Origin of the sequence: Paenibacillus sp. FSL K6-4396 (genome assembly GCF_038002525.1) — a bacterium.
GTDB lineage: Bacteria > Bacillota > Bacilli > Paenibacillales > Paenibacillaceae > Paenibacillus > Paenibacillus amylolyticus_B.
The window spans coordinates 6,836,800-6,861,497 of record NZ_JBBOCR010000001.1 but is presented as its reverse complement, the minus strand read 5'-3'; the positions used below and the strand labels follow the sequence as shown (position 1 = coordinate 6,861,497).

The window sequence follows — 24,698 nt, the reverse complement described above, 5'->3', positions numbered from 1 at the left end:
ATAATTATTTCAAGAAGTGAAGTGAGTAACGTATCCAGATTTTTCTACTCATTGCCAACAAATGAACTTAATAATTGTTCAAAATTGGTCAGCAAAGCATTAGGAAAAAAATACAGCGAGGATATGTTGGAAATCCATGCAATATTTCTAAAAATGAAGCGAAAAAGAGCAAAGAAAAGCATTTAATATTTTGAGAGAAGTTAATTGGGATGAGGTTTGAAACTATACAATAGCCTAACCTGAAATGTGCAGTATCTCATATATGTGCACAAATTGTGAGCTCCGGCGCAATCTGGATTCATTTAGTGTGTACAAAAAATAAGAATGGCCGTACTGATTCATAGTGGGCATTCTTGTTTTTGTGTTCTTCATTTTTAAGCGGGATATTTTTGTGGATTTCAGAGTGTTTTAATTCAGTGTTGCTAAAATCCATCTGTGCCGGGCTGTTTATGATTGAGATAATGCAAACATCTACTTTCGGTTTTGTTTTTCAATCCAAAATGAGGCTCCGGGCTGCTGTGACCAGCAATCTGGGGCCTTATTGATCTGTTTTAATTTGAATTCGATACCATTGCCTAATATGACATTCGTGAAACGTTTTGCGTGGAGATCGCGTTATAATAGAGTAGACTTAGGGCTGGATCTTCATTTGTAACCACGAGGTTTCGGCAGCTGATGTGCCTTTCAGTGATTCTCCGCCATCATCGTTCATACGGGAGAGCACGGTTAATGTCATGGACAGGGCAAAGGCGAGCAATACGTATATGAAAATGTTTTTTTTGTTCATGGGAAGGTACCTCTCTTGTTGAATGATCTAAAGTAGATATCCGGCCGTCATGAGAAAAAAAGCACAACGTCTGGTATAGTAGAGTTAGTAGAACCAAATATAAATCGTTCCTGTATACCACTATATTGAACTATAGCGGTGCAAACAATGGAACAAATCTGATGAATTTATCATTATTGTTAACGAGATGTATATAGAGATCGAGTGATCGTTGAAGGTGGGAGAATAATATGCGGGAGACGGCAAAAATCGTCATTCGTACGCCAGGGCAGGAAAGTGACGGCTCATTCGCTTATGTAAGTCAGGGTCGCTCCATTACGGTGGGACGTTACACAGGCGGTAGTGAATTGGACTTGTCTGTTTATAATCAGATGATATCGAAGCGGCATTGCCGCATTCATTATGATGTACAGCAACAGTTATGGATCGAGGATCTGGATAGCAAAAATGGAACCGAACTGAACGGGCAGCGCCTCGTTCCCTATGAGAAATATCCGTTTGGCGAAGGAGACAGCCTGACGCTCGTCAACGGCTTGATTCAGCTTCGCGCTGAAGGGGATCTTGGAGAGACGAGGGAATATCGTGTTTCGGATCTGTTGGGTGAGGGTGTACGCTTGCAGGATCACTTGCAGACCGTGCAGATCGGTGAAGTGGAGATTCCGCTGTCCAAAAAGGAGTATCAGCTGTTCAAGCTGCTGTATAGTCAACTGGACCATTTTGTGACCCGAGAGCAGATTGTGGCTCAGGTGTGGCCGGAGCGGAGCATGCTGGAGAGTGAAGCGGTAGGGATCGACGAGATTAACTCGCTGATCTATCGGACGAATCGCAAGCTGGGTGTACACTTTACCATCAAGTCCGTTTATAAAAAGGGTGTATATATGAAGTCTCATGTGCCGGAATGAATGATTCATAACAAAGGGATGAGTTCATGTTCATCATTTACCTGATTCCATGGCTGATTGCCGTGGTGACATTGATAGGTGTCATATCCATCGTACTTGTTAGTTGGAAAAACGGGATTTCTCCGATGCCCACATCTGGCCGCGTCAGGCAGGTGGTCATTCAAGAGGTGAACCGGATTCCCGGGTACGGGGATGTGCTTGAAGCAGGTTCCGGATGGGGTACACTGGGACTGGATGTTGTAAGGCACTGTCCTGGTAAAAGGCTGACTGGGATTGAGAATTCGAGAATTCCCTTATGGTCTTCCCAATTAATTGCGTATCTCAGTGTTCGCTTACGTCGTGCCAAGGGAAAGAGGCACTCTCTCAAGGGTAGACTGAGGTTCATACACGGGGATATCTACACCAGTTCCTATGAACATGCAGACTGCGTAATCTGTTATCTGTTTCCGGGAGCGATGACCCGGCTTCTGGACAAGTTCAGTCGGGAGCTTCCGCCGGGCGCCAAGGTGATTAGTGTCTGTTTTGCGCTCCCGGGCAAGGAACCACTACGCATAATAACATGTCGAGATGCCCTGCGTACCAAGGTGTATGTATATAGCTTTTGAGGAAAAGGAGTACTTGGACTTGCCCTTGAGCAGAGTGCGGTAATCCTGTTTCCAGAAGAATAACGAAAGAAAGCTCCGAACTCACATAACGTGAATTCGGAGCCTTTTTTTGTTTCGCCTGCGCCTGAGAAGCCAGTTATATGCTACGCCTCAGGATATCATGATTATTTTGCAGAATCGGTAGTGCCTGTGCTGTCGGATGTTGTACCGGATTGCGTCCGATTTCTGCCGCCTCCGAATCCGCCTTGGCCACGACCTCCGCCAGGACCGCCCATACCTGTGTTGGCTGTGGTCACACCAGATTCATTCACCCAAGTCACATTGCTTGTAGATTGGAATGCAACCACCTTGGTTCCGCCACTGTAGGTACCGTCTGTGTAGAGTCCATCCACCGATTTACCTGTAGACTTACCACCGGAGTAGATCACATAGGAGCCATCTTTTTTCAGATCCGGGGAGCTGACAACCACAGTTTGATAATCTTTTGCCGGAGCAAAGGTCAGGATGTTATTGCCTTCGCTATCTTGTACATTTACAAGTGTTCCAGCTTTTTGCGTTGCAGGGAACGTCATTACAATGGTATTTTGCGTGGACGCATCGGAGGTTCCTTGTGCCATACCAGAGCTTCCGGCAGCCACGAGGTATCCACCGCTGATTTCAAATGTGCCGTCATAATCCAATGCTCCGTTACCGTTATCCGTTGGTCCATTCACAATAACCGTACCACCAGTCATGGTAATGGAACCATTGGAATCCAGTCCGTCACCACCTGCGTTCACGGTAAGTGTACCGCCGTTAATGTGGAACTCGTTATTACTCGCTGCTCCCATTCCGCCCGGTCCACGTCCTTGCTGATTAGCATCTGTACCTTGGGATGTCTGATCGGTAGTCGATGTTGTGCCTGTCGTTTCGGTTACAGAGATGTTCGATGTCGTTGTTGCATCGGTTGCTGTAGTAGCGCTATCTGTACTTGCCGCTGTATTCGCAGTTGTTTCCGTCTCGCCACCTGCAGCATTGACGCCATCATCGGATGCTGTTACATCCACATCCCCATCGTTCAGGGTGATGGTTGCACCTTCAAGTCCTTCATAACTCTTCGCGATTGTGATGGTTCCACCGTTAATTGTCAGTTCCTGATCGGCATGAATGCCGTCATCACCGGATTCAATGTTGAATGTTCCATCGTTGACTGTCACGTTATTGTTGCTGTGCAGGGAATCATCCATGGAATCGATGGTATACGTACCGCCATTCACCGTAAGGTCTGTACCTGCTTTGAGTGCTTTGGCACTTGTGGACTCGGTTGCTGTTGCAGCTGTGTCCGCATCGGCATTGGTATCCGTATTTGTTGTTGCTGTTGTGTTGGTAGAGCTGGATGCTGCTGCACCGTTTGTATTGGCACCTGCATTGGTACCACTGTTATTAGGTATTTCCGGCATATCTGCAGGAGGTTCGCCATCTGGTGGTGTGCCCATATCGGTTGGAGGTGTTCCGCCACCCCATCCACCGCCACCGCCGCCAAATGGACCTTCTTCGACTTTGGCTGGTGCATTGGCGCTACCGCCAGCAGTCACAATGTTGTATGTGCCGCCATCCGTAACAAGTGCGGTTTCGGCTTGAATACCGTCGTTACCACTTTGAATATCTAAGGTACCTCCTGCGATGGCAACGAAACCTTTGGTGGTATCCGTGTCATTGGTTGATTTAATACCGTCGCCTTCGGCTTCAATGGTAATCGTACCCGCTTGGATGGCGACCATATCCTTCCCTTTAATACCGTCATCGGCTGCTTTGACACTGATGTTCCCGCTAATGATCTTCAGATCATCCTTGCTCGTAATACCTTCATTATAGTTACCCGTGATGGTCAATTGACCTGCACCGTTGAACGTAAGATCCGTTTTGCTGAAGATTGCAGCATCCGGCTCGTCTGTTGTGGCGTCAGCGTACACATACGTTTTACCATCGGAAACGGTATTTTTGGTTCCTTTTTCGAGTGTAATCACCGCTTTACCGGCCTTTTGAATATAGATCGCTGCACTGTCATTATCATGGATCGTAGCTCCGTTTAATACGAGATGTACGGTGCCCTTATCGGCAACGTTGACCACGATCTGACCGTTGGTTAGCTCACCGCTAAGTACATAAGTACCTGCTTCCGTAATTGTTACTGAGCCATTGGCTGCTTTGGCTCCCGAACCGGTTACCGTTGCAGTTGTACCGTTCAACTTAATCGCTGTGGAATCTGCCTCGCTCCAGCTAATGTTGGTATCGTCAGCATCCAGAGAGACCAGATCTGCGTACTTCACAGAAGTTTGCTCACTGACCGATACCGTTTTGGTTGTTCCTGTCGTTGACGTTGCGGCATTGGCGGTTGTACTTGTCGTTGCTGGTGAACTGCATGCAGCGAGTAGGCTGGTAATCATGGCGATGGACCACAGTTTGCTGCCTGTTATCATGTTTTTCTTCATATAGATCGTTCCCTTCGAATTAAGAATTAATATTCCGTTGTTGGACTCATGGTTAACGAGATATCCAGGTTGCCGTTCCGTGTGCGGATGGCATCAAGGAATTCCTTTTGGCTAACACTTTCGTGAATGGTTACACTGTAGACCAGCTCATACAGACTGCCGAGCTCGGTCGTTCTGATCTTTTTCAGGTCAAAAGGTACATTAAATGTATGGAACACTTCATTAAGGGCTTCTTCATAGCTCAAGTTCTCGGGAATGGTGACTTTCAGCGTTTTCAACTGACTCTTCTTGCCGCCAAAGTTGAAGCGACTCAGGACAAACATCAGCACACACAGGATAATCGTGAACAGCACGGCGTATCCAAAAGCGCCTACACCACAGGCAAGACCGGAAGCCATCGTGAACAATACATAAGCAATATCCTTTGGATCACCAGGTGCACTGCGGAAACGAATGATCGAGAAGGCACCTGCCAAGCTGAATGCTCGAGCAATGTTGCTGCCGATGAGCAGGATGATGATGGCGACAATGACGGGCAGGACCACCATCGTTAGGGTGAAGCTCTGGGAGTATGTGGCTTGGTTTGTCTTCATATAGGTAAGGCTGATGATTAACCCCAGAATGATGGCAAGACCAATGGTGATGACTGCGTTGTTAAACGTCAGGTTGGTATCGGTAAGGGCGGAACTGAATAGTGAATCAAGCATATAGGACACGCTCTCTTTCTATAATCGTTTTATCTTGTTCTTGTTCTATGGATGGGTTGAAATCGGTGCCTGGTACAAGAATGCGCTCCGACTGGTAATTCAGGTTGGTTGTTCTCACCAGATGTCTGAACTCGTTGCCGTATTTCGAAAATCCGGTGCGATAGAGACCATGCTCACAGAGCAGTTGCGAAAGCCACAGCGGAACGGTTTTCTCGGCTTTTACTTCCATCAGCCACCTTCCGTCCTTCACGAGCGGTTCACCGTAATTTCCCTGTTCCAGCTTCAGATCGTATCTGCGGCTGCGAATGTTGGTGTCAAAGGTAATGCGGAGATCCCGGCTGTTCTTGTCAAAGAGTGCTTTGCGTTCATACGCCAGATACACTTTCGGTTCAAGATCGTAGAGGCGAAGGAAGTATTTGATCTCTTCCACAACCTGTTTGTTCATGTAGTCTGCCAGCTCCGGTGCCTGTCCTGAACGAACGAATTCGTACGCTTCATCCAGCTTCAAGGCGGTTCTGCGCTTGTTCACCAGGCCAAAGACTTTCTTTTTGATCTCCAGATACACTTTGGCATTCTCTTCAGGTATTCCATACGCCCGCAGTCTTAGCTTCTCCTTGTATTTTGGTTTGGAGAGACTGGCGCGAATTAGGGAATCCTGTGGAGTATCGAAATACAGGTTACTGATGGAGTAGTACTCATGTTTCTTGTTGTAGGCATCCAGTTCCATGTATTTCAGCAGGTCGTTGTAGAAATGGGCGTACTGTTCATCCGTCAGAAGGTATTTGCTCTCATATCGGTTGAATACTTCAATTGCCATGTGGGATTCAGTCCTTTCGTTGGTGGGTTGTATGTTTTGATGCATCGTGTATTGCTTCCATGTCTGTATCTTAGAGGGCCAACCTTGAATGAATCTTAAATGGTTTTACATTGCGTTAACATTTCTGTACCTTCCTATAATAGTTCGCATCCCCAAAAAATATTAAGATTGATTCAAGGTTTAATTGATAGAATGGGTGATACCATACAGCGTTCATGAAGACGAATAATTCAAGCAGAGGAATGAATAGAGCATGAGAATATTAATTGCGGAAGATGAGGTTCATTTGGCAGAGGCTGTATCGCAGATTTTGAAAAAAAACAACTACTCCGTGGACATGGTCCACGACGGAAGATCAGGACTCGATTATGCGCAGAGCGGCATCTACGACCTGTTACTGCTCGACATCATGATGCCAGAGATGGACGGAATCACCGTCCTGAAGAAACTTCGCAGTGAAGGCAATCATACGCCAGTCATTCTGCTTACGGCCAAAGGTGAATTATCGGACAAAGTCACAGGCCTCGATTATGGTGCCGATGATTATATCGCCAAGCCCTTCGCTACAGAGGAATTGCTGGCCCGAATTCGTGCAGCCTTAAGGCGGAAGGGCGAAGTGGTTCCGGAGGATGGACTGAAGTTTGGCGACATGGAACTGAACACAACTCAGTTGAAGCTGAGCGTTCAGGGCAAGGAGATCAAGCTGAATCTGAAGGAGAATGAACTGCTGGAGCTGTTGATTACGCGCAAGCAGGCGATTACTTCCAAAGAGCAGATTATTGAGAAGTTATGGGGATTCGATTCGGAAGTGGAGTATAACAATGTGGAGGTGTACATCTCGTTTTTGCGCAAAAAATTAACCTTTCTGAATTCGGCTGTCCGCATTAACACGATTCGGGGTGTGGGGTATGTGCTTGAGGTGACGTCCTGATGTTCAAGAAACTTCGGAATCGATTCCTGATCGTGAATCTGGTGTCCATATCGATTATGATGCTGGTGGCATTTGCGACGATCTATACGATTACGTATCAGAATGTGCAACGTGAGACAAATATGGAGTTATACAAGGTATCTGATTTCTATCATAGTCCTTATAATTCATCCAAGATGCCGCGTGGGGAAGGTGGGGGGACGGGGACGGGCTCTGGATCAGGCGCTAGTACAGGTGCTTCAGGTTCCGGTTCAGATTCGCTACCTTCCAATGCCATGGGTGGTGATAATGGAGGACCGGGAGGTGACCCCAACTCACCACCGGCACGTTCCGTTTCGTTTATGATCAAGACGGATAACCAGTGGCAAATCACGGATACCCATTCCCGTTTTGATATGGACGAAACCTTCTACACCGAGGCGCTGCAAAAAGTGGATCGGGATAAAGTTGGTGATTCGGAACGGCAGACTGGACAATTTGTGCTGGATGGAACGGACTGGGCCTATGTAGTTGATCCGACCGGTGACGGGCATATGATCGTATTCATTGATGTGACGGCACAACAGGGCATTCTTACGAATCTGATCTATACTTTTGCTGTTGTTGGATTAATCATGTTGATTGTGATCTACTTCCTGAGCCGTTATTTTGCGAATCGCTCCATTGCACCGGTTAGAGAAGCATTTGAGAAACAAAAACAATTCATCGGTGATGCTTCACATGAGTTGAAGACCCCTCTGGCGATCATTAATACCAATGCTGACGTGCTACTGGCGAATCAGGAGGATACCATAGCGAACCAGGCGAAGTGGCTTCACTATATCAAGTCGGAAACCGAGCGCATGACCGGACTTACGAATGATCTGCTCTATCTGACACAGATGGACGATTCACGCTCAACGATGATTCATGCGAAGTTTAATATGAGCGATGCGGTAGAAAGTATTATTTTGCCAATGGAAGCTGTTATTTTTGAGAAAAACATCTCCCTCGTTTACAACATTGAGCCGAATCTTACGGTTCATGGGAACAGTGAACAGATCAAACAGGTCATTCTGATCCTGCTCGATAATGCGGTGAAGTATTCCGGTCCCAAAGGGTCGGTAAACGTTACGCTCCAGAAACAGAATAATGATGTCATGCTGGCCGTGTCCAACACGGGTGAGGGCATTGCACCGGAACATCTGGATCGGATCTTTGATCGATTCTATCGTACGGATTCTTCAAGAGCCCGCAAACATGGTGGGCATGGTCTGGGGCTGGCGATTGCTCGTTCTATTGTGGATCAGCACAAAGGAGAGCTATACGCCCGAAGTGTGGTCGGAGAAGCTGCCACATTTTACGTACGGTTGTCGTAGGGTGAGTAGCGCAGGCACAGAGTTGGATGAAGCGTTAGTGTATGGAGCGGGATTGAAGGATTACAACTCTGTTCCAAAACCGTTCTTCAGGCATAAGTTCTGCCTGTATTGGGTTAACCTATGCTACAATGGCAACAGTATGTATGAATCAAGGAGATGAACTGAACGTGGCAGAAGCAAACGCAATTAATGAACAAGAAATGATGCAGTATATTGCAGATAAAACGAAGGCAAGCCAAGCGAACATCGCTCTTGTGCTGAAGCATGAGCAAGCGTACATCAACAAGGCGCACGAAAATGCCAAAGGTAACGATGTGGATATTGACGGCGATGATCTGGCTGACTACATCCTTAGTCGCAAAGATGTGAAGCTGGATGAGCTGACCGTGGAAAGCATTTTGGATGCTGAGATGGACTACTTGATGGACAAGGGTCACGCGGGATACGTCGATTAAGTTCAGCGTAAGCAAAGTTTAACGAACCTGACACGCCTTATTCGGGTATTTCTCGCTCGATTGGAGATTCGTTAGTTCGGGAACTAAGCTCTATTAGCTGCTATAAGGTGTCCTAGGTTCGTTAGAGTGATCACAATGTGCAACGAGGCGTTAATGGCTGTTTCAAAAGTAACATTTTATATGTGCAGCCTTCAGCATGCTAAGTCTAAGTATCGTACTGTAAAAAAGACCTCAACTCCACGTTCTGTGGTGTTGAGGCCTTTTTTAGATTGTAGTGACCAGGCATCCCTTGGGGGATACTTGTCGGTGTAACTCTCAGTTTACAGCTTCTTATTGACCCATCATACCGCCATCTACAGTGTAGAGGGAAGCTGTTACATAGGATGCTTCTTCGGACAACAGGAAGTTCATCACCGCAGCGACTTCTTCCGGTTCACCGTAACGGCCCATTGGAATGGCAGATACCGTAGCAGATTGATAATCTTCCACGTTGCCGGAATTGGCTTCGATCTGGCGCATCATACGTGTGTTGATTGTGCCTGGCAATACGGCGTTAACCCGGATATTGTAAGGTGCCAATTCATTTGCAGCGGTACGCGTGAGACCAACTACGGCATGTTTGGACATAATATATGGAGATACGGCAGGTGCGCCCATCAGACCCGCAAGGGAAGAGGTATTTAGAATCGCACCGGATTTTTGTTTTTTCATCACTGGAATGACATTTTGCAGACCCAGGAATACGCCACGAATGTTGACGTTATATACAGTGTCGAGTGCTTCAACACTCAGGTCTTCGATCAGCCCTGTTGGACCTTCAATTCCGGCATTGTTGGCAAAATAATCGATTCGGCCAAATGCATCCAGTGCTTTTTGCACATAGTTTTTCACGTCTGCTTCCTGGGATACGTTTGCTTTTACGGCGATGACGTGCTCTTTGTCGAGGTTCAGATCAGTAATCGTCTGTTGGATGGCTTCTTCATTCAGGTCCACCAGAACCAAGTTGATTTTGCGCTCTGCAAGGCGGCGTGCCAATTCTTTACCAATGCCTCCGGCTGCTCCTGTAATTACGGCTGTATGTGTATACGTTGTACTCATGATATATTCGCTCCTTATTCATTATTGGCAGGTATTTCTCAAAAAAAGTTTCAACCTGTCGTCTATCTTTCCTGTCTCAATGTTAAGATATACATAGCAATGTGACAATAATCATTGACAGCGCATATGTCAGCTATCGGACAGAGGTGTAAGCGGTGTTTATTTATATTACAATAATGAACAAAGGAGGCGAAAATGTTGATTATTGAACATCCTCAGGACCGGAGAGCACGAAGAACACAGGATGCGATCATCGCTGCGGCGGTTTCTTTGATATTGGAGAAGGGAGCGGATGCCCTCACCATCCGGGATATTACGGAGCGGGCGGATTACAACCGTGGAACCTTCTATTTACATTTTCCCGGCAAACCGGAGTTGTTGCAGTTCATTCTGGATGATTTCATGCAGGGAGTGGGGCGAGCTTATGCAGAACCATACGCACAGCTTAAGGAAGTGGACATGACTGTGTTGCTGCCATCCACGATGCCTGTATTCGAATATATTGAAGCCCATCAGGATATCTTTCGTGCATTAATAACAATGCATTCGGATATGGGTTCCCGGCTGTGCAATATGTTTAGAACGTATCTAACCGAAGATTTTGTATTGGTGACCGAGGATAGTGAGTGGACTATTAATTACGACATCATGTTAAGTTATCTGGTATCTGCAACTGTAGGCGTAATCATGCATTGGGCGGAGATTGGGTTCAAATATTCTGCGCATTATATGGGAGAGCAACTTACGGCGCTGATTAACATCAAACCGACCCGTCTGCTGATTGAACCAGGGCAGAAGGGTCGGACTATTCACGAGCGTATGCTGTTGGATTAAAGTACCGGATTATCCGGTCATGGAGGCATTAGCGGCCTGTTGCATCTGAAGCAGTTGTTCGCGGATCAGGACGGACTCTCCGACCATAATTAATGCCGGGTTATTCACTTGATGTGACAGGGCGAGGGAATGGAGTTCGGCAAGTGTGCCGGTAATAATGCGTTCCTCCGAAGTGGTTCCCCGTTCGATTAGAGCCGCAGGGGTGTGTCCACTTTTGCCATGGTGAAGCAATTCATGTTGGATCTGGGGCAGTTGGCTAATGCCCATGTAGATGACCAACGTATCTACACTATGGGCGAGTAGGTCCCAGCGAACCGATGATACACTTCCGTCACTGCCAGTTCCCGTGACACATGCGAAGGATGAAGCGATTCCGCGATGGGTTAACGGAATAAGGGAGGAAGCGGACGTGCCAACAGCCGAAGTGATGCCAGGAATAATCTCAAATGCAATCCCTGCTTCCGCCAGCACAAGCGCTTCTTCACCACCACGGCCAAAGATAAACGGATCGCCTCCCTTGAGTCGTACAACTTGTTTGCCTTCTGCTGCATGTGCAGCCAGCATCCGTCCAATCATCTCCTGACTCATGGAGTGAAGCCCTGGGGCTTTGCCGCAGTAGATGCGGATTGCTCCTTCGCGAGCCTCAGCGAGCAATTGATCATTCACAAGCCGATCATACATAATGACATCTGCCGACTGAATACGTTTCAGGGCTTTTACCGTAATCAGATCCGGGTCTCCAGGACCAGCGCCAACAATACTAACCAGGCCCCGGCTCATGATCGTGTCCCCAATTTCGGTGCAGCATCAGAACTTGCCAATCCTGAACGACCACCCTGAATGGCTGCCAGTTTGGACGAGAGCTTTACCGGATTTCCCCAGTGGTGGGCAGCATATAAACCGAGGCCTGTGAATATAGCTCCGCCAATGAGGTTACCCACCAACACCGGGATCTGATTCCACAGCCACCAGTCAGCGACACTCACCTGTGCGCCGAGCATCATGCCTGCCGGAATGACAAACATATTAACTACAGCATGCTCAAAACCTTGAGCGAAAAATATCGTAATAGGCAGCCACATGGCTATGATTTTACCCAAGGTTGATGTGGATGTCATCGCCATCACTGCTCCGAGTGTGACCATCCAGTTACATAGAATGGCCTTGATGATCACCAGAACAATACCTGCTCCGCCCAAATGCTGATATCCTAATGTTTTAGCTTCACTGGTCTGAATCAGCGTTTGAATGAGTGGGTTGCTCATATCCGTACCCATCTTGGTAATGGTCAGTCCGTATAAAAGAGCATAGAATGCACATCCAAGCAGATGACCTGTGATCACCCAGAAATAATTACGGAGCATATCCATCCATGTAATTCTGCGTTTCATGATTGCGAGTGGAAGCATCGCAAAGTTTCCTGTCACCAATTCAAGGCCCAGCAGAATAATAATGACGAACCCCGCCGGGAATATCAGTGCACCAGCCAAACCAACGGAAGTTTGAGATACAGCGGTATATGCCATTGTGGTTGCAAAGGCGAGAATAGCCCCTGCCAGAAAACCGCGGATCAGCATCTGTACCCGATTCATTCTGGCTTTGCTCTCACCAGCTTCGACCATCGATTGCAGCACTTCTGCAGGTTTAACAAAATCCATAGCGCACGCCTCCTTGATGTCAGGGTATCTCTAGCCTTTAACCCGCAATTGTGATATAGATTTCTCCACTGTTGCCATCTACTTCTGTTTTGTAGGTATTCAAGCAGCCCTCATCCGGCTCATGTACCTTACCGTTACGCAGATCAATCTTCCAATCATGCAAAGGACAATGAACGGCTGTCCCGCATACCATGCCTTCTGACAGCTTGCCGCCCTTGTGAGGGCAGCGATTCTCGACAGCGTGCAGACTCCCGTCGCTCAGTTTGAAGACTGCAATTTCGGTATCCTGTATCAGGAAGGTCCGTGCACCCTTCTCATCAATATCCGCCAGGTGTCCAATCCGGAATTTGTTCATCGCTGTTCCTCCTCTTCTAATGAGTTACCGGCTCGGCACCGGACAGTGGGGTGAAGTTCTTACGCAACTTATCGTCTTCAAGGATTTCTTTCCAAGGATCGACCGTGTGACCCAATGTAACTTCCAAACGTTCGATCAGAGCGAGACGTACATCCCGATCTGCCAATGCTTCCTTCACATGATCCAGTCCTACCCGTTCAATCCATGCCGCTGTTCTCTCATTCCATTTTGCGTTCTCTCTATAATATTGCAAGTAAGAGTAGGTCCACTCTTCCACTTCCGCATCAGTTTTCACCGTACAGAGCAACTCAGCTGTGCGAACTTTAACTCCGGCGTTACCACCAACATGAATCTCCCATGCACCATCGATGGCGACAACACCCAGATCCTTGATGGTTGCTTCAGCACAGTTCCGCGGACATCCAGATACAGCAAGTTTCACTTTTGCCGGAGCAACCATTTTGTCGAGTTTTTTCTCCAGTCGAATCCCCATCTCGATGGAGTCCTGTGTTCCGAATCGGCAGAATGTGTTACCTACACAAGTCTTCACCGTACGCAGCGCCTTGCCATAACCGAAACCGGAAGGCATATCGAGCTCTTCCCAGATCTTCGGCAGGTTCTCTTTCTGTACTCCGAGCAGATCGAGCCGTTGTCCGCCTGTAAACTTCACCATCGGTACATCGTATTTCTCCGCGACAGTTGCAATTTTGATCAATTCCGCTGGAGAAGTAACACCACCATAGATCCGTGGAATAACGGAGTAGGTACCGTCCTTCTGAATGTTGGCGTGATAACGTTCATTGGTGAATTTGGATACACGCTCATCTCTGTATTCAGCCGGCCAGATCATACCGAGATAATAATTCAGGGACGGACGACACTTGGAGCAACCTTCCGGCTCATTCCAACCGAGAACGTTCATCACTTCCTTCACGCTTTTGAGTCCCATTTCCTTGATCTGTGCAACAATCTCATCCCGATCATAGGATGTACAACCACATATGCCTTCTTTGGTCTGTTCACCTACATTATCACCGGCATAATACGTGAGCAGGTTTTCGATAAGCGGTTTACATCCACCGCAAGAAGCGGAAGCTTTGGTACAGGATTTGATTGCACCGAGTGTATTACAGCCTTTATTCAGAACAGCGTCCCCGATGGAAGCTTTGGTAACACCGTTACACCCACAGACGATCTCGTCATCTGGCATACTTGCCATGCGTTCTGCGACAGATGGACCCGAGCCTGAACCACCGGAAGGTACACCGAGCAAAATTTCTTTCTCCCGACCGCTGATGTTCTCTCCACTCTTAATGAGGGAAAACAGAGAAGCGCCATCTGTGGTATCCCCGAACAGTACGGCCCCAATCAGCTGCCCATCCTTAATCACCATCTTTTTGTACACACCATCAACGTCATCCTGAATGCGAATGCTGCGAGTGTCTGCAGCGTCTTTGAATTGTCCGGCAGAGAATACGTCCACACCAGATACTTTGAGCTTCGTGGACGTGACCGAACCTGCGTATCCTTCGGTTGCCGCACCAGCCAGGCGTTTTGCGAGCACCATACCTTGTTCATATAATGGAGCAACCAGTCCGTAGGCAATACCGCGGTGTTCTGCACATTCGCCGACGGCAGATATACCAGGGATGCTGGTATGCATATAATCATCTACAATGACTCCACGATTCACATCGAGGCCGGTATTGCGAGCCAGTTCAATCTGAGGGCGAATCCCGACAGCCATGACAACCAAATCCGCTTCAAGTACCGTTTGATCAGTGAAACGAATGGCTTTTACTCGATGTTTGCCTGTGATTTCTTCGGTATGTTTGTTCAAAAGGAACTTCATACCTTGCTCTTCAAGCTCACGCTGGAGCATCAGTCCTGCCGGGAGATCCAGGTTCCGGTCCATCAGATGACCGTTAATATGGATGACCGTGACATCCATGCCCAGATTGAGCAGCCCCCGCGCTGCTTCCAGTCCTAGCAATCCGCCTCCAATAACGGCAGCTTTGCGATACTTTTGTGATGCTGCCATCATGGTCTCGCAGTCTTTAATATCGCGGAATCCGATAACGCCTTCCTTGTTAGCGCCGGGAAGAGGGAGGATGAACGCTTGTGAACCGGTTGCCATAATCAGCTCATCATAGGTTGCGCGTACACCATTTTGAGATACAACTTCTTTGTGCTTGGGATCGATCTGAACGACCGGGTCACCCGGGTACACCCGAATGCCGTTATCTTCGTACCAGCTCCACTCATTGATTACGATATCTTCGATGGATGTTCCGCCAGCCAGTACAGAAGATAACATGATCCGGTTGTAGTTGGGATGCGGCTCTGCGCCGAAGACTGTAATTTCATAAGCGTGTGGAGCAAGCTTAAGGATATGTTCGATTGTGCGGATTCCCGCCATGCCATTGCCGACCAGCACCAGTTTTTTCGTTGTACTCATTATGATTAGCCCCCTTAGGTCCATTCTGCAAACTGCCTCAAAACCTTGTCTCTAAAATCGAAAAAGCCTGTTATGCCTCGGAGGACTGCGCATATACATACGCATCCCTTGCTCCGAGATTGCAAAACAGGCTTCATTGCCGTTTCAACCAGCTACGCCGTTGTAACTGTGATCGATTCAAATATGGAGTTGTTATGGCTTAACTATAAAAGATTGATCCATTCATGTCAAGATAGTTAACATAAAAAAGTATTTGAAATTTAAAGTTAATTATGTTTACATGAATTTATTGGAACACGAATGATCGAAGAGGTTTTAAGGATATATATTCATGAAAATGAATGTTTTGGTGAAATATAGTGCACTGGGCACTACAAAAAGCATAGAAAACGTATCATAATTAGTGTTTCACTCTTTTGGGCTACTAGGACGATCCGTCATGATTGTTGTATTTATTATCTCGAAATCAGTTATAAAATCAGATTGATTTTTTTTGTCAGGTAATATAACATATATAGCGCTTTCTTGTGTTAACGCTTTAAATAATGTGATTCTAATTATACGTAATTAGGGAGGGATTGCTCCATCATGCGATCTTTATTGGTCATTCGTATACAGTCGACGATAGCTGATTCGTCCGATGCAATCCCTCTGACACCGGAGAGACTGCTGGGGGCGAACGGGTACCATGTACAGGTGGCAGGCAGTGAAGCGGAAGCGTTGAAGCTCGCCCGTGAGGCGGAAGCGTCCATCTTGCATCTGTCGCTGGCTGATGTGGAGTACTGGGTGAACTGCCTGGGAAAGGGGAAGGCTGATTCCCCGCTGCTCTGGTGGTGCGGGCCAGATACGGCCTCTTCCTCCGCAGAATCCTGCGAGGTCGAAACTTCATTTGATGGGATACTTACACCATCCATGACCGGGCCCGAGATCCACTGGACGCTTCACTTTGCAGCTCGGCGCTACATGGAACGTAAACAGTGGGAGCAAGAACGGAAGCAGTTGCAATCCAGGCTGGAGGATCGAAAGTGGATTGATATGGCGAAGGCCATTCTTAGTGATCTGAAGCAGATCTCTGAGGCCGAAGCCTATGACCTGTTACGTAAGAAAGCGATGGATGAACGCAAACGGATGGTCGATGTAGCTACGGCAATTGTGAAGGCACATCAACTGCTCCAGTCTTAATTTGGAAGGAGAATTCTCCATGGATATGTCTCACATACTTCGAGAGGTCGGACGTGGAAAACGAGGCTCGCGTGATCTGAATTATACAGAAGCACTGACCGTTGCAGAGAAAATCCTGAAACAGGAGGTTTCCCCTGCCCAGACGGCTGCGTTTCTCATGGCTGAACGAATGAAAATGGAAAACGTTGAGGAACTGGAAGCTTTTGTTCATGCATGTCGTAACAGTGCGGAACGTTTCTCCATATTTCAGGATGGATTGGACTGCGCCGGTCCTTATGATGGACGGACAAAGTCGTTCATGGCCACGTTTCCGGTTGCATTTGTACTCGCGGCGGCCGGGTTGCCGGTGACTTTGCACGGGAGTGATCCTTTACCACCCAAGTGGGGCGTCACGTTGTCGGTACTTTTGAAGGAAGTGGGTATTGATACACACAAGATGGATCGGGAAGCTGCCCGGAGCGCTGCATTGCGTTCGGGTGTCATGTACGTATCCGCCGAGGAGTGGTGTGAGCCTCTTCGCAAGCTTCGTCCGTTACGGGAAGAGCTGGGATTCCGTACGGTGTTTAACACAGCAGAGAAACTGATTGATTATAACCATTCACCGTATTTGGTGTTTGGTGTGTTTCATAATACCTTTCTGGATCGGATCGCGAAGCTGCTCACCCGGTTTAACTATCGCCGTGCGTATGTTGTACAGGGAATGGAAGGTTCTGAGGATCTGTATATTGATCGGCCAACCCGCGTATACGCAGTAGAAGACGGAGATATGAAGCTGGAACTGATTGACCCCGCAGCTTATGAACTGGATATGCCTGTGCCGGAACTGGTATGGACGGCTGCCAAGCAGCTCGAAGTGGCGGAAAGTGTATTATGTGGCGATGGTCATATTGCTTTTGTGAATCAGGTCTTGTTAAATGGAGGATTCCGCTTGTATGCGGCGGGGCGTGTCAATTCCATCGAAGAGGGCATATACACTTGTCAGGGGTTGCTGGAGAGTGGTGCAGCGTATCGCATCTATCAACAGTGGTGTGTCTCGATGGGTGGCGAACTGCCGGATAACAGAGCGGTGTCCATCTATCCGGCATCGTCCCGATAAATCGTTGTTTAAGCTTGTGCATATTTAGCGTATTCTTACTCCCAAGGATAAGTAACGGTCAGGAAGTCAGCAAATTTCTTGCTCTCTTCCCGCCGCATTTTCCGCATGGCCGCTCGATCCGGAGCGGTCTCGTATAGTTTCTTTTCTTCTTCGGTCTCCGGGATAATACGAGGTACGATCAGTTTGCGATTATTTTCGTCCAGGGCTACAAAGGTCAGAAATGCAGTCGCCGCAATTTTCTTCTCTCCGGTCTTCAGATCCTCTCGAATCACCTTCACAAAAATCTCCATGGAACTTCGTCCTGTCCAGGACGCGAACGATTCAAGCGTAACCGAGTCCGTTGGGTTAATCGGGTACAGGAAATCGACGGAGTCGGTTGAAGCCGTTACGGTATTGACCCGGCATAGCTTGGAAGCGGCGATGGATGCAATATCATCGATGTAGGACATCAGCTTCCCGCCGAATAGCGTATTATGATTGTTGACATCGGTTGGGAACACCCTTGCCGTCTTGAAACAACGTGTTTCGCGTACATATTTTTTCTCCAACTGATCCATCTCCGTTGGTTTCGGTATCTCTCTCATGCTTTTTTCCTCCTTACAGTATGGCTGCTGTGACATAAGTTCAACTAAAGATTATTTACATCGGCCACTCCGATGATAGAATAACCCTCCGATCGCTGTTATCCCCAGATTTTTATTATTCCTTTTTATAGAGTGAAAATCCGGGGATAGCGTATGCTTCCGATGCAGCTTTCTTTCAGAAAGCTTTGAGGCGATCGCTCCGCTTCTTCAAGTTATTTCTCTCCTCTTCGTTCTATGTAAATGTTTAGTTTGACTTATATAGTATCTTTAAGTATAGGTGTCGGTCAGAACCATATTCAAATGAAGTTTGGACTGCAAAAAAACCGCCAGGCGCGGACCGGCGCGCTGGCGGTTTACTGCTGTATATTAAGCCTTGGGCTTGAAAATGCCGGACGGTTTGCCGATCGGCAAGAACGCATAGCCGAAGTGAGCGTTCAGTACGGAAGCACCTGTACCATACAGGGACACAATTCCGATCGCCATTTCAGCGTATGCTGCAATGGTGTGGAAAATGTGAGGAGCTACGCCGAAAGCGTCAAACGTCAAGCCAAGGAACAAGAAGTCGATCAGAATGAAGATGATAAGCAATACTTTATTCGCTTCAATCGCACCGATCGTCATGAACAGGGTGAATACGAGGTATCCGGCAAAAGCAAATCCGAGCTGCTTTCCATCGGCCTGTTCAGCGAGAGTGGAGCCAAATACGCCCATTTTGATCATCCAGTTGGCCGCCATGGCAAACCAGAAGAATGCGTACGCACCAAAAGCTGTTGTGCCAAAAGTATTGTTGCGTTTGGAATCTTGAATACATGCGAATAGCTGGGCAAAAGCACCCAGGAAGATCGCCCAAGGAATAGCGTAGCTAAGTCCATCTGTGATGCCAAGCTTTTGGGAAGAAGCGACCAGGGTTACGATAGCCAACCCAAATAATCCCATTGCGCTGGGATCGGCGTTAACAATTTTGACTTTAGTCTGTGAATCGGTCTGCATGGTGATGATAAGCCTCCAATAATATCAAATCAGGATCAATGGCCGTCGTTGGCCGTCCTCTAAATTACATCATTTGTATCCGCCGGGTCCGGACACACACATCGCCCTATTGTACCTGAATGACCCCATTATGGAAAGGGATTTTATTACCTTTTGAACCAATAGACTTTTTGTTTTTTCAATATACACATTTACGACACAATCCGTTCTGGCCGTGAATGATGAGGCCGGACGTTAGAATCCAACCCTCGATAATACCACTAAAATTGCGTCATATCAGCCATTTTCGGATAAGCTCTTGTGTGATAAAATAATCTTTATCAAAATTTGGAGAAGAATACAAAACATCCTTGTCTCCTATGCCATATGTTAATCCAACTATAGATTGACAGGAAAAACTAAAATGGTTCACAGAATAAGGAGGTATCAGGGGTCATGGTTATGAGTTTGGATTTGAAAATTAAAATAGAAAAGGCCAGACATAACCTTCATATGCTGGTAGAGCATAACAAGGGTGGTCTTGGGCATCCCGATGTGATTCGGCAGTCCATGGCATTGGACGAATTGATTAATGAGTATAACCGAATTAGCCGAAACCATTCACGGGCCTGAACCCAAAGCGATTTTAATTTTATACATGGAACAAATCACATAGATTGTAACGCTTGATCGTACAGACGGGCATGAATATAGCCGGTATGGACAGCCTCAGTTGAAGAGGCGGTATCCTACCGGCGTCATATTCATGCCCGTTTGTTTTTGCATCGTATCCATCATGCATCTGTTTAATGCAGCAACCGTTTGGCTTCCAAATATAATACCTGTACGAACTTTTTTGTATTAATGCGTGTCTGGGACAAGGAAGGCTCCACATTGTTTTGCAGCTCCAGCATTTTCTTGCGAATTTCGGTAAAATCGAAAAATTTGGATGCATAGTTCTCGAACTTGGGATGTGTATAATCAGTTAATCCCAGAGAAACCACATGGCTCAACGTCTGGAAGATGGCCCTGCGAACACGTTGTTCCGATGCCTTGATCTCCTTGTTAATCTCTGCAAGTGTGGCGTTCTCTCCCAGCTTGCGTATCGCTACGTTCTGAAAGATGTCTTTGAGAGATGGGAACGTATAGGGGGACAGCTTATGCTCATCTGTCTCTACCTGCTCCAGATATTCCAGCATGTCCAGCAGATCCCTGCTGCCCGCTTCACCGATCATGCCCATCTCGGACAGCAGGAAATGTCCTGCAGTCGTGATTGTTTTGTCCGGAACCGGAGCCGCAGCACGTTCGGTAGAATTCAAACCGGACAATCCCTGTAATGTCCGTTGGATATCTGCGATGGATTGCTGCATCCGCAGCCTTTCGCTCACCAGCCGCAGAACAGATAGAATCTCCAGCCGGTTAATCGGCTTCGTAATATAATATTCAATGCCTAGTGAATAGGCTTCACCGATCATATTTTTCGACTCGATCTGGGAGATCATGACGATCTTGCCCTCAAACCTTCCTTCAAGCGCTCGCACAGTCTGAATCCCGTCTCGTTGGGGCATCAGCAGATCAATCAGCAGGACATCCACCTTATGCAGTTCCAACAGTTCCGCGTGAATATGTGCTCCGTCCTCAGCTTCCCCGGCAATATCGCCAAGGCCTTCATCCTCAATAATATCCATCAACATGGAACGAACGCCAGGATCATCATCCACGATAAAATAACGCATGTCAGTCATTCCCTTTCTCTGTGAATGGTGTGATTGATAAATCTATGGTAAAGGCGGTTAACGCCGCGATGAACTCTCGTTCCAGTGTAATCGTTCCTTTCCTTCTTGCATAGAACCTGACATGTCAGGTTAAATGACAATGATTGGGCGGTCAAAGCCCATTTTTAAAATAAATGTATAAATTGCATGTAGGTATTTGTCGATTTCCGTAGATGCCCTTGTAGTATAAGTAACATCCCAAAGTCTGGGGCTAGTGTTGTGCAGAATGGTACAAACTTTTCACGTGTCCATCTCTGTGCTTGAAATACACCATAAAAAGGGGCATACCGATGGAGCAAACAATACAAGATATTGTCGTCATTTTCAATGATTTTCTATGGTCCAAAGTGTTAATTATACTATTGGTAGTATGTGGTATATACTTCACCACCAAGACCCGGTTCATGCAATTCCGCATGATTGGAGATATGGTGAAGGTGCTTCTAGAGCCGAAAAGCAAGGAACCAGGCAAAATTTCACCTTTTCAGGCGTTCTGTATTAGTATGGCGGCCCGTGTAGGTACAGGGAATATTACCGGTATTGCACTGGCTATCGCACTGGGGGGACCTGGTGCTATATTCTGGATGTGGATCATTGCAATTATCGGATCAGCCTCCAGTTTTGTGGAGAGTACGTTGGCCCAGATCTATAAAGTGAAGGATAAAGGTGGATTCCGTGGGGGTCCGGCATATTATATGGAACGTGGGTTGGGCAAACGCTGGATGGGGATTTTATTTGCCGTTCTCATTACGCTTTCATTTGGATTGGTCTTTAATGCGGTGCAGTCTAACACGATTACCGTTGCATTTGAGAACTCATTTGGTACGGATCGGTTAACGGTGGGTATCATTATGGCTGTGATATTTGCAGGAATTATTATGGGCGGTGTCAAACGGATTGCAAAAGCGTCGGAATACATCGTCGTTGTACTGGCCGTATTGTACATTGGGGTAGCGGCTTTTGTGGTGCTGGCGAACATTACCCAGCTTCCGGCCATGATTGCGTTAATTGTGAAAAGTGCCTTCGGCATCGAACAGGTGGCTGGCGGAACGTTGGGCGCTGCACTGATGAACGGTGTGAAACGCGGATTGTTCTCCAATGAGGCAGGCATGGGTAGTGCCCCGAATGCTGCTGCAACAGCGGATACAACACATCCGGTGAAACAGGGACTTATTCAGGCGTTTGGTGTGCTGACAGATACGTTAGTGATATGTACAAGCACTGCCATGATTATTTTGTTATCCGGGGTATACAAAGGTTCCGATCTGGGTGGCATTGAATTAACTCAGGCAGCATTAAGTGTACATATTGGTTCATGGGCATCGGGATTCCTGGCGGTTATGGTGTTCCTGTTTGCCTTCAGTACACTAATCGGAAATTATTACTACGGAGAAACCAACATTGAGTTTATCAAATCCAACAAAGTTTGGCTGTGGGTATACCGTATTTGCGTCATCGCGATGGTGGTGTTTGGCGCAGTTGCCAAAGTTCAGCTAGTGTGGGATTTGGCTGACCTGTTCATGGGGCTGATGGTGGTGGTGAACCTGATTGCCATCCTGATGCTGTCCAAGGTAACCTTTGAAGCGCTGAAGGACTACAAGAAACAGAAGGCTGAAGGACGTGATCCCGTCTTTACCCGGGACCGGATTCATATTCCGGGTGAAGTTGAATGCTGGCAGTCGGAAGAAGAGGTTATTGGAGATAAATCAATACATGTAGCCAATTAAGATTTTATCTGAACGTGGTTGGTTATATAAAATGGACACAACAAACAACAGGACTTGGATTATCCATCATGGGCAACCCGAGTCCTGTTTGTTGCATTACTTTTTAACGGAATAGCTGATCAGTTGTTCGGACAGAGCTTTCATTCGCTCCCCTGTTTCATTAAGCTGCTCAATCACATCCGTAAAGGAGGATACAAGCGTTGCTTGTTCCTGTGAAGAGGCTGCAATCTGGGAGACTTCAACTTCCATTTGTTTGATGACCTGTTGTACATCTCTCAGACTGGTATCGATATCACTTGTAGCTTGTTTGGCATCCACAGAGAGTTTGCGTACTTCGGAAGCAACCACACCGAAGCCGGCACCAGCTTCACCAACACGAGCGGCTTCAATAGCGGCATTCAGGCCAAGCAAGTTGGTTTGCTCAGAGATTTCACGAATGAACCCGGCTACTTTGTTGATTTGGGAAGAGTTCTGAACAGCAAGTCTTGTGTTCTGCAAGATCTGTTCACTGGTTGCTTGCAATTCTTCGGCATGAGCAGCGACATGCTGCACCATATCAACGAGGTTACCATTGATGGTTTGATTTTCTTGTATAATATCCTCAAGTTGGTTCTGGTTAGATTGGTCGTAAGATACACAGAAAACAGCAACAACTTTCTGGTGATCATCAAAGATCGGAATGTTCAGAATATCCAGTTCGATACCATAAACATCCTTGGAGAGAGTAGCGAGAGTAGCTTCTCTTCCGTTTTTTAAGATGGAAAAGTTTTGATACGATTCCAAGAGTGGCATTCCTTTTTCAAAACCAAGGTCAAACTTGTCGGTGGTAATAACCTCCAATACCTTTTCGTGATCATATACAGTTAAACTAGCTGGTTCTCTAAGGATCTTGCTGATATAAGGCATTACTTTAAGCAGGGCATCTACAACGTTCATGGAAGAGGACCATCCTTTCAATATTTGAATGTATTATTTTTAACGATCTATGGAATGCTCTATCTTTCATCGGACGGAAATGACTTTTCGTGAACGGCATTTTGCATGAAAGAATGAACATTTTATGATTAAATTTTAAGGTATTTACCATTTGAAATGATTTATTGGATATAAGTGTTAGTTGTAACTATTTTTATATCAAGATATTTGTACGGATGTATATCAAATATAGGACATATGTCCTTTTACATAGGTTATATACGACAACGGAGGGGAAGTCGGAATGAAAGAAATCATGGACTTTGGACTTGTGCGGCAACTCGCCCGTGAGAATGGGTTGGATCAGGTGCTGGACGAGCCTTCACTCGCTGAGTTGCGACTACTTGAGGCTGCGAAGGGCGAGATGATCTGTGCCAAAGGTGAGCGACCCGAGCGATTGTATTTTCTCGTGCAGGGCAAGCTCAAGATCTATACCACCCTGCCTAACGGAAAGTCTCTGTTGCTTCGTTTCAGTACACCACTTGCGCTTGTGGGAGATTTGGAACTGGTAAATGGCAAGGAGGCTATGAATACGGTAGAGTCTGTGAGTAAAAGCCTGCTGCTGGGTATCAGCTATCGCGCTCTCCAGAATACCTATGCAGAGAACCCTAAGTTTCTCCACTTTATGCTGAGCCAAGTTACGCACAAATTGTATACCTTTTCCAACCTGTCGAGTCTGAATATGTTATATCCGGTCGAGAGTCGATTTGCCAGCTATCTGTTGTCCACAATGGGCCAGGACGAGTCTTCTTCGGAAGAGATCCAGACTTCCAAGCTCACCGAACTGGCCGATATGCTGGGCACCAGCTATAGACATCTTAATAGAGTTGTTCAAGATCTGTGTAATCGAAATATTATTCGCAAAGTGCAGCGTAAGCTTCTGATCTGTGATCTGGAACAGTTGCGTGCCATCGCGGGGGGCAATATATATGAGTAATGGCATCTAAAATAAAG

At 46.9% G+C, this 24,698-nt stretch carries 24 protein-coding genes; 11 read left to right on the top strand and 13 right to left on the bottom strand.

The genetic code is table 11. The annotated features are described in order from the left end of the window. Nucleotides 1-631 precede the first annotated feature (631 nt). Nucleotides 632-787 (bottom strand): hypothetical protein, encoded by a 156-nt coding sequence (locus MHB85_RS29960; RefSeq protein WP_017691624.1) that lies wholly within the window; start codon nucleotides 785-787, stop codon nucleotides 632-634. A gap of 230 nt (nucleotides 788-1,017) precedes the next feature. Here MHB85_RS29960 and MHB85_RS29955 point away from each other — a divergent pair, with 230 nt between their 5' ends. Together MHB85_RS29955 and MHB85_RS29950 are read left to right on the top strand one after the other, a co-directional pair. After that, nucleotides 1,018-1,689 carry an FHA domain-containing protein gene (locus MHB85_RS29955; protein ID WP_062836698.1) on the top strand — a complete coding sequence of 224 codons (672 nt, stop codon included), beginning with the start codon at nucleotides 1,018-1,020 and terminating at the stop codon, nucleotides 1,687-1,689. Nucleotides 1,690-1,715: 26 nt separating this feature from the next. Next, nucleotides 1,716-2,294, top strand: coding sequence for a class I SAM-dependent methyltransferase (locus tag MHB85_RS29950; RefSeq protein WP_341074164.1), 579 nt, complete (start codon nucleotides 1,716-1,718; stop codon nucleotides 2,292-2,294). Nucleotides 2,295-2,458: 164 nt separating this feature from the next. On the opposite strand, the gene MHB85_RS29945 is transcribed toward MHB85_RS29950, so the two are convergent. Genes MHB85_RS29945 through MHB85_RS29935 form a run of 3 tightly spaced genes read right to left on the bottom strand, consistent with a single transcriptional unit; the run spans nucleotide 2,459 to nucleotide 6,289 of the window. Continuing rightward, nucleotides 2,459-4,765, bottom strand: coding sequence for a carbohydrate-binding domain-containing protein (locus MHB85_RS29945; protein ID WP_341074163.1), 2,307 nt, complete (start codon nucleotides 4,763-4,765; stop codon nucleotides 2,459-2,461). A 26-nt stretch (nucleotides 4,766-4,791) separates the two neighbouring features. Beyond that, entirely contained in the window at nucleotides 4,792-5,472 is a 681-nt protein-coding gene (locus MHB85_RS29940; RefSeq protein ID WP_091012463.1) for a DUF4956 domain-containing protein, read from the bottom strand. Beyond that, entirely contained in the window at nucleotides 5,465-6,289 is an 825-nt protein-coding gene (locus tag MHB85_RS29935) for a polyphosphate polymerase domain-containing protein (protein WP_341074162.1), read from the bottom strand. Before MHB85_RS29935 ends, MHB85_RS29940 begins: the two co-directional genes overlap by 8 nt. A gap of 253 nt (nucleotides 6,290-6,542) precedes the next feature. Here MHB85_RS29935 and MHB85_RS29930 point away from each other — a divergent pair, with 253 nt between their 5' ends. The 3 genes from MHB85_RS29930 (at nucleotide 6,543) to MHB85_RS29920 (ending at nucleotide 9,033) form a co-directional block, all read left to right on the top strand. Beyond that, on the top strand, nucleotides 6,543-7,220 hold the full coding sequence (locus tag MHB85_RS29930) for a response regulator transcription factor (RefSeq protein WP_253442924.1): 678 nt from the start codon (nucleotides 6,543-6,545) through the stop codon (nucleotides 7,218-7,220). Next, nucleotides 7,220-8,578: a sensor histidine kinase gene (locus MHB85_RS29925; RefSeq protein WP_341074160.1), complete on the top strand. Its 1,359-nt coding sequence runs from the start codon at nucleotides 7,220-7,222 to the stop codon at nucleotides 8,576-8,578. The genes MHB85_RS29930 and MHB85_RS29925 overlap by 1 nt, the downstream gene beginning before the upstream one ends. 200 nt (nucleotides 8,579-8,778) lie before the next feature. Beyond that, on the top strand, nucleotides 8,779-9,033 hold the full coding sequence (locus MHB85_RS29920) for a hypothetical protein (protein ID WP_124116914.1): 255 nt from the start codon (nucleotides 8,779-8,781) through the stop codon (nucleotides 9,031-9,033). 330 nt (nucleotides 9,034-9,363) lie between these two features. Here MHB85_RS29920 and MHB85_RS29915 read toward each other — a convergent pair whose 3' ends face one another. Beyond that, nucleotides 9,364-10,131, bottom strand: a complete 768-nt coding sequence (locus tag MHB85_RS29915) for an SDR family NAD(P)-dependent oxidoreductase (protein ID WP_091012476.1) — start codon at nucleotides 10,129-10,131, stop codon at nucleotides 9,364-9,366. A gap of 198 nt (nucleotides 10,132-10,329) precedes the next feature. On the opposite strand from MHB85_RS29915, the gene MHB85_RS29910 reads away from it, so the two are divergent. After that, on the top strand, nucleotides 10,330-10,965 hold the full coding sequence (locus tag MHB85_RS29910) for a TetR/AcrR family transcriptional regulator (protein ID WP_181155513.1): 636 nt from the start codon (nucleotides 10,330-10,332) through the stop codon (nucleotides 10,963-10,965). 9 nt (nucleotides 10,966-10,974) lie between these two features. On the opposite strand, the gene cobA is transcribed toward MHB85_RS29910, so the two are convergent. Genes cobA through nirB form a run of 4 tightly spaced genes read right to left on the bottom strand, consistent with a single transcriptional unit; the run spans nucleotide 10,975 to nucleotide 15,436 of the window. After that, complete coding sequence (gene cobA / locus MHB85_RS29905) at nucleotides 10,975-11,745, bottom strand: uroporphyrinogen-III C-methyltransferase (protein ID WP_341074159.1); 771 nt, start codon at nucleotides 11,743-11,745, stop codon at nucleotides 10,975-10,977. Next, on the bottom strand, nucleotides 11,742-12,623 hold the full coding sequence (locus MHB85_RS29900; RefSeq protein ID WP_341074158.1) for a formate/nitrite transporter family protein: 882 nt from the start codon (nucleotides 12,621-12,623) through the stop codon (nucleotides 11,742-11,744). The genes cobA and MHB85_RS29900 overlap by 4 nt, the downstream gene beginning before the upstream one ends. 37 nt (nucleotides 12,624-12,660) lie before the next feature. Next, nucleotides 12,661-12,978, bottom strand: coding sequence for a nitrite reductase small subunit NirD (nirD, locus tag MHB85_RS29895; protein ID WP_074092734.1), 318 nt, complete (start codon nucleotides 12,976-12,978; stop codon nucleotides 12,661-12,663). Between the two features lie 16 nt (nucleotides 12,979-12,994). Next, complete coding sequence (gene nirB, locus MHB85_RS29890; RefSeq protein ID WP_341074157.1) at nucleotides 12,995-15,436, bottom strand: nitrite reductase large subunit NirB; 2,442 nt, start codon at nucleotides 15,434-15,436, stop codon at nucleotides 12,995-12,997. A gap of 588 nt (nucleotides 15,437-16,024) precedes the next feature. Here nirB and MHB85_RS29885 point away from each other — a divergent pair. Together MHB85_RS29885 and MHB85_RS29880 are read left to right on the top strand one after the other, a co-directional pair. Continuing rightward, nucleotides 16,025-16,618 carry an ANTAR domain-containing response regulator gene (locus MHB85_RS29885; RefSeq protein ID WP_091012487.1) on the top strand — a complete coding sequence of 198 codons (594 nt, stop codon included), beginning with the start codon at nucleotides 16,025-16,027 and terminating at the stop codon, nucleotides 16,616-16,618. A 19-nt stretch (nucleotides 16,619-16,637) separates the two neighbouring features. Then, nucleotides 16,638-17,714: an anthranilate phosphoribosyltransferase gene (locus tag MHB85_RS29880; RefSeq protein ID WP_341074155.1), complete on the top strand. Its 1,077-nt coding sequence runs from the start codon at nucleotides 16,638-16,640 to the stop codon at nucleotides 17,712-17,714. A 35-nt stretch (nucleotides 17,715-17,749) separates the two neighbouring features. Here the strand turns inward: MHB85_RS29880 and MHB85_RS29875 are convergent, their stop codons facing one another. Next, a complete protein-coding gene (locus MHB85_RS29875; protein ID WP_091013218.1) occupies nucleotides 17,750-18,262 on the bottom strand; it encodes an acyl-CoA thioesterase in 513 nt (170 codons plus the stop codon). Between the two features lie 402 nt (nucleotides 18,263-18,664). Then, complete coding sequence (locus MHB85_RS29870; RefSeq protein WP_091012490.1) at nucleotides 18,665-19,288, bottom strand: acetate uptake transporter; 624 nt, start codon at nucleotides 19,286-19,288, stop codon at nucleotides 18,665-18,667. Between the two features lie 435 nt (nucleotides 19,289-19,723). Here MHB85_RS29870 and MHB85_RS29865 point away from each other — a divergent pair, with 435 nt between their 5' ends. Next, complete coding sequence (locus MHB85_RS29865; protein ID WP_091012492.1) at nucleotides 19,724-19,900, top strand: aspartyl-phosphate phosphatase Spo0E family protein; 177 nt, start codon at nucleotides 19,724-19,726, stop codon at nucleotides 19,898-19,900. Nucleotides 19,901-20,073: 173 nt separating this feature from the next. Here MHB85_RS29865 and MHB85_RS29860 read toward each other — a convergent pair whose 3' ends face one another. Further along, entirely contained in the window at nucleotides 20,074-21,003 is a 930-nt protein-coding gene (locus MHB85_RS29860) for a response regulator (protein WP_091012493.1), read from the bottom strand. 329 nt (nucleotides 21,004-21,332) lie between these two features. On the opposite strand from MHB85_RS29860, the gene MHB85_RS29855 reads away from it, so the two are divergent. Further along, nucleotides 21,333-22,769, top strand: coding sequence for an alanine/glycine:cation symporter family protein (locus MHB85_RS29855; protein ID WP_192135241.1), 1,437 nt, complete (start codon nucleotides 21,333-21,335; stop codon nucleotides 22,767-22,769). Between the two features lie 96 nt (nucleotides 22,770-22,865). On the opposite strand, the gene MHB85_RS31260 is transcribed toward MHB85_RS29855, so the two are convergent. After that, entirely contained in the window at nucleotides 22,866-23,324 is a 459-nt protein-coding gene (locus MHB85_RS31260; RefSeq protein ID WP_244661104.1) for a methyl-accepting chemotaxis protein, read from the bottom strand. A 664-nt stretch (nucleotides 23,325-23,988) separates the two neighbouring features. Between MHB85_RS31260 and MHB85_RS29845 the strand changes: the two genes are divergently transcribed. Further along, complete coding sequence (locus MHB85_RS29845; protein ID WP_091012499.1) at nucleotides 23,989-24,681, top strand: Crp/Fnr family transcriptional regulator; 693 nt, start codon at nucleotides 23,989-23,991, stop codon at nucleotides 24,679-24,681. Nucleotides 24,682-24,698: the final 17 nt, after the last annotated feature.

Excerpts from the sequence above, each read along its gene's own strand:
- MHB85_RS29920 (WP_124116914.1), top strand. The coding sequence starts at position 8,779 with ATGATGCAGTATATTGCAGATAAAACGAAGGCAAGCCAAGCGAACATC.
- nirD (WP_074092734.1), bottom strand. The coding sequence starts at position 12,978 with ATGAACAAATTCCGGATTGGACACCTGGCGGATATTGATGAGAAGGGT.
- MHB85_RS29960 (WP_017691624.1), bottom strand. The coding sequence starts at position 787 with ATGAACAAAAAAAACATTTTCATATACGTATTGCTCGCCTTTGCCCTG.
- MHB85_RS29925 (WP_341074160.1), top strand. The coding sequence starts at position 7,220 with ATGTTCAAGAAACTTCGGAATCGATTCCTGATCGTGAATCTGGTGTCC.
- MHB85_RS29885 (WP_091012487.1), top strand. The coding sequence starts at position 16,025 with ATGCGATCTTTATTGGTCATTCGTATACAGTCGACGATAGCTGATTCG.
- MHB85_RS29950 (WP_341074164.1), top strand. The coding sequence starts at position 1,716 with ATGTTCATCATTTACCTGATTCCATGGCTGATTGCCGTGGTGACATTG.
- MHB85_RS29845 (WP_091012499.1), top strand. The coding sequence starts at position 23,989 with ATGAAAGAAATCATGGACTTTGGACTTGTGCGGCAACTCGCCCGTGAG.
- MHB85_RS29900 (WP_341074158.1), bottom strand. The coding sequence starts at position 12,623 with ATGGATTTTGTTAAACCTGCAGAAGTGCTGCAATCGATGGTCGAAGCT.
- MHB85_RS29855 (WP_192135241.1), top strand. The coding sequence starts at position 21,333 with ATGGAGCAAACAATACAAGATATTGTCGTCATTTTCAATGATTTTCTA.
- MHB85_RS29860 (WP_091012493.1), bottom strand. The coding sequence starts at position 21,003 with ATGCGTTATTTTATCGTGGATGATGATCCTGGCGTTCGTTCCATGTTG.
- MHB85_RS29880 (WP_341074155.1), top strand. The coding sequence starts at position 16,638 with ATGGATATGTCTCACATACTTCGAGAGGTCGGACGTGGAAAACGAGGC.
- MHB85_RS29945 (WP_341074163.1), bottom strand. The coding sequence starts at position 4,765 with ATGAAGAAAAACATGATAACAGGCAGCAAACTGTGGTCCATCGCCATG.
- cobA (WP_341074159.1), bottom strand. The coding sequence starts at position 11,745 with ATGAGCCGGGGCCTGGTTAGTATTGTTGGCGCTGGTCCTGGAGACCCG.
- nirB (WP_341074157.1), bottom strand. The coding sequence starts at position 15,436 with ATGAGTACAACGAAAAAACTGGTGCTGGTCGGCAATGGCATGGCGGGA.
- MHB85_RS29935 (WP_341074162.1), bottom strand. The coding sequence starts at position 6,289 with ATGGCAATTGAAGTATTCAACCGATATGAGAGCAAATACCTTCTGACG.
- MHB85_RS29870 (WP_091012490.1), bottom strand. The coding sequence starts at position 19,288 with ATGCAGACCGATTCACAGACTAAAGTCAAAATTGTTAACGCCGATCCC.
- MHB85_RS29940 (WP_091012463.1), bottom strand. The coding sequence starts at position 5,472 with ATGCTTGATTCACTATTCAGTTCCGCCCTTACCGATACCAACCTGACG.
- MHB85_RS31260 (WP_244661104.1), bottom strand. The coding sequence starts at position 23,324 with ATGGTGCAGCATGTCGCTGCTCATGCCGAAGAATTGCAAGCAACCAGT.
- MHB85_RS29865 (WP_091012492.1), top strand. The coding sequence starts at position 19,724 with ATGGTTATGAGTTTGGATTTGAAAATTAAAATAGAAAAGGCCAGACAT.
- MHB85_RS29955 (WP_062836698.1), top strand. The coding sequence starts at position 1,018 with ATGCGGGAGACGGCAAAAATCGTCATTCGTACGCCAGGGCAGGAAAGT.
- MHB85_RS29930 (WP_253442924.1), top strand. The coding sequence starts at position 6,543 with ATGAGAATATTAATTGCGGAAGATGAGGTTCATTTGGCAGAGGCTGTA.
- MHB85_RS29915 (WP_091012476.1), bottom strand. The coding sequence starts at position 10,131 with ATGAGTACAACGTATACACATACAGCCGTAATTACAGGAGCAGCCGGA.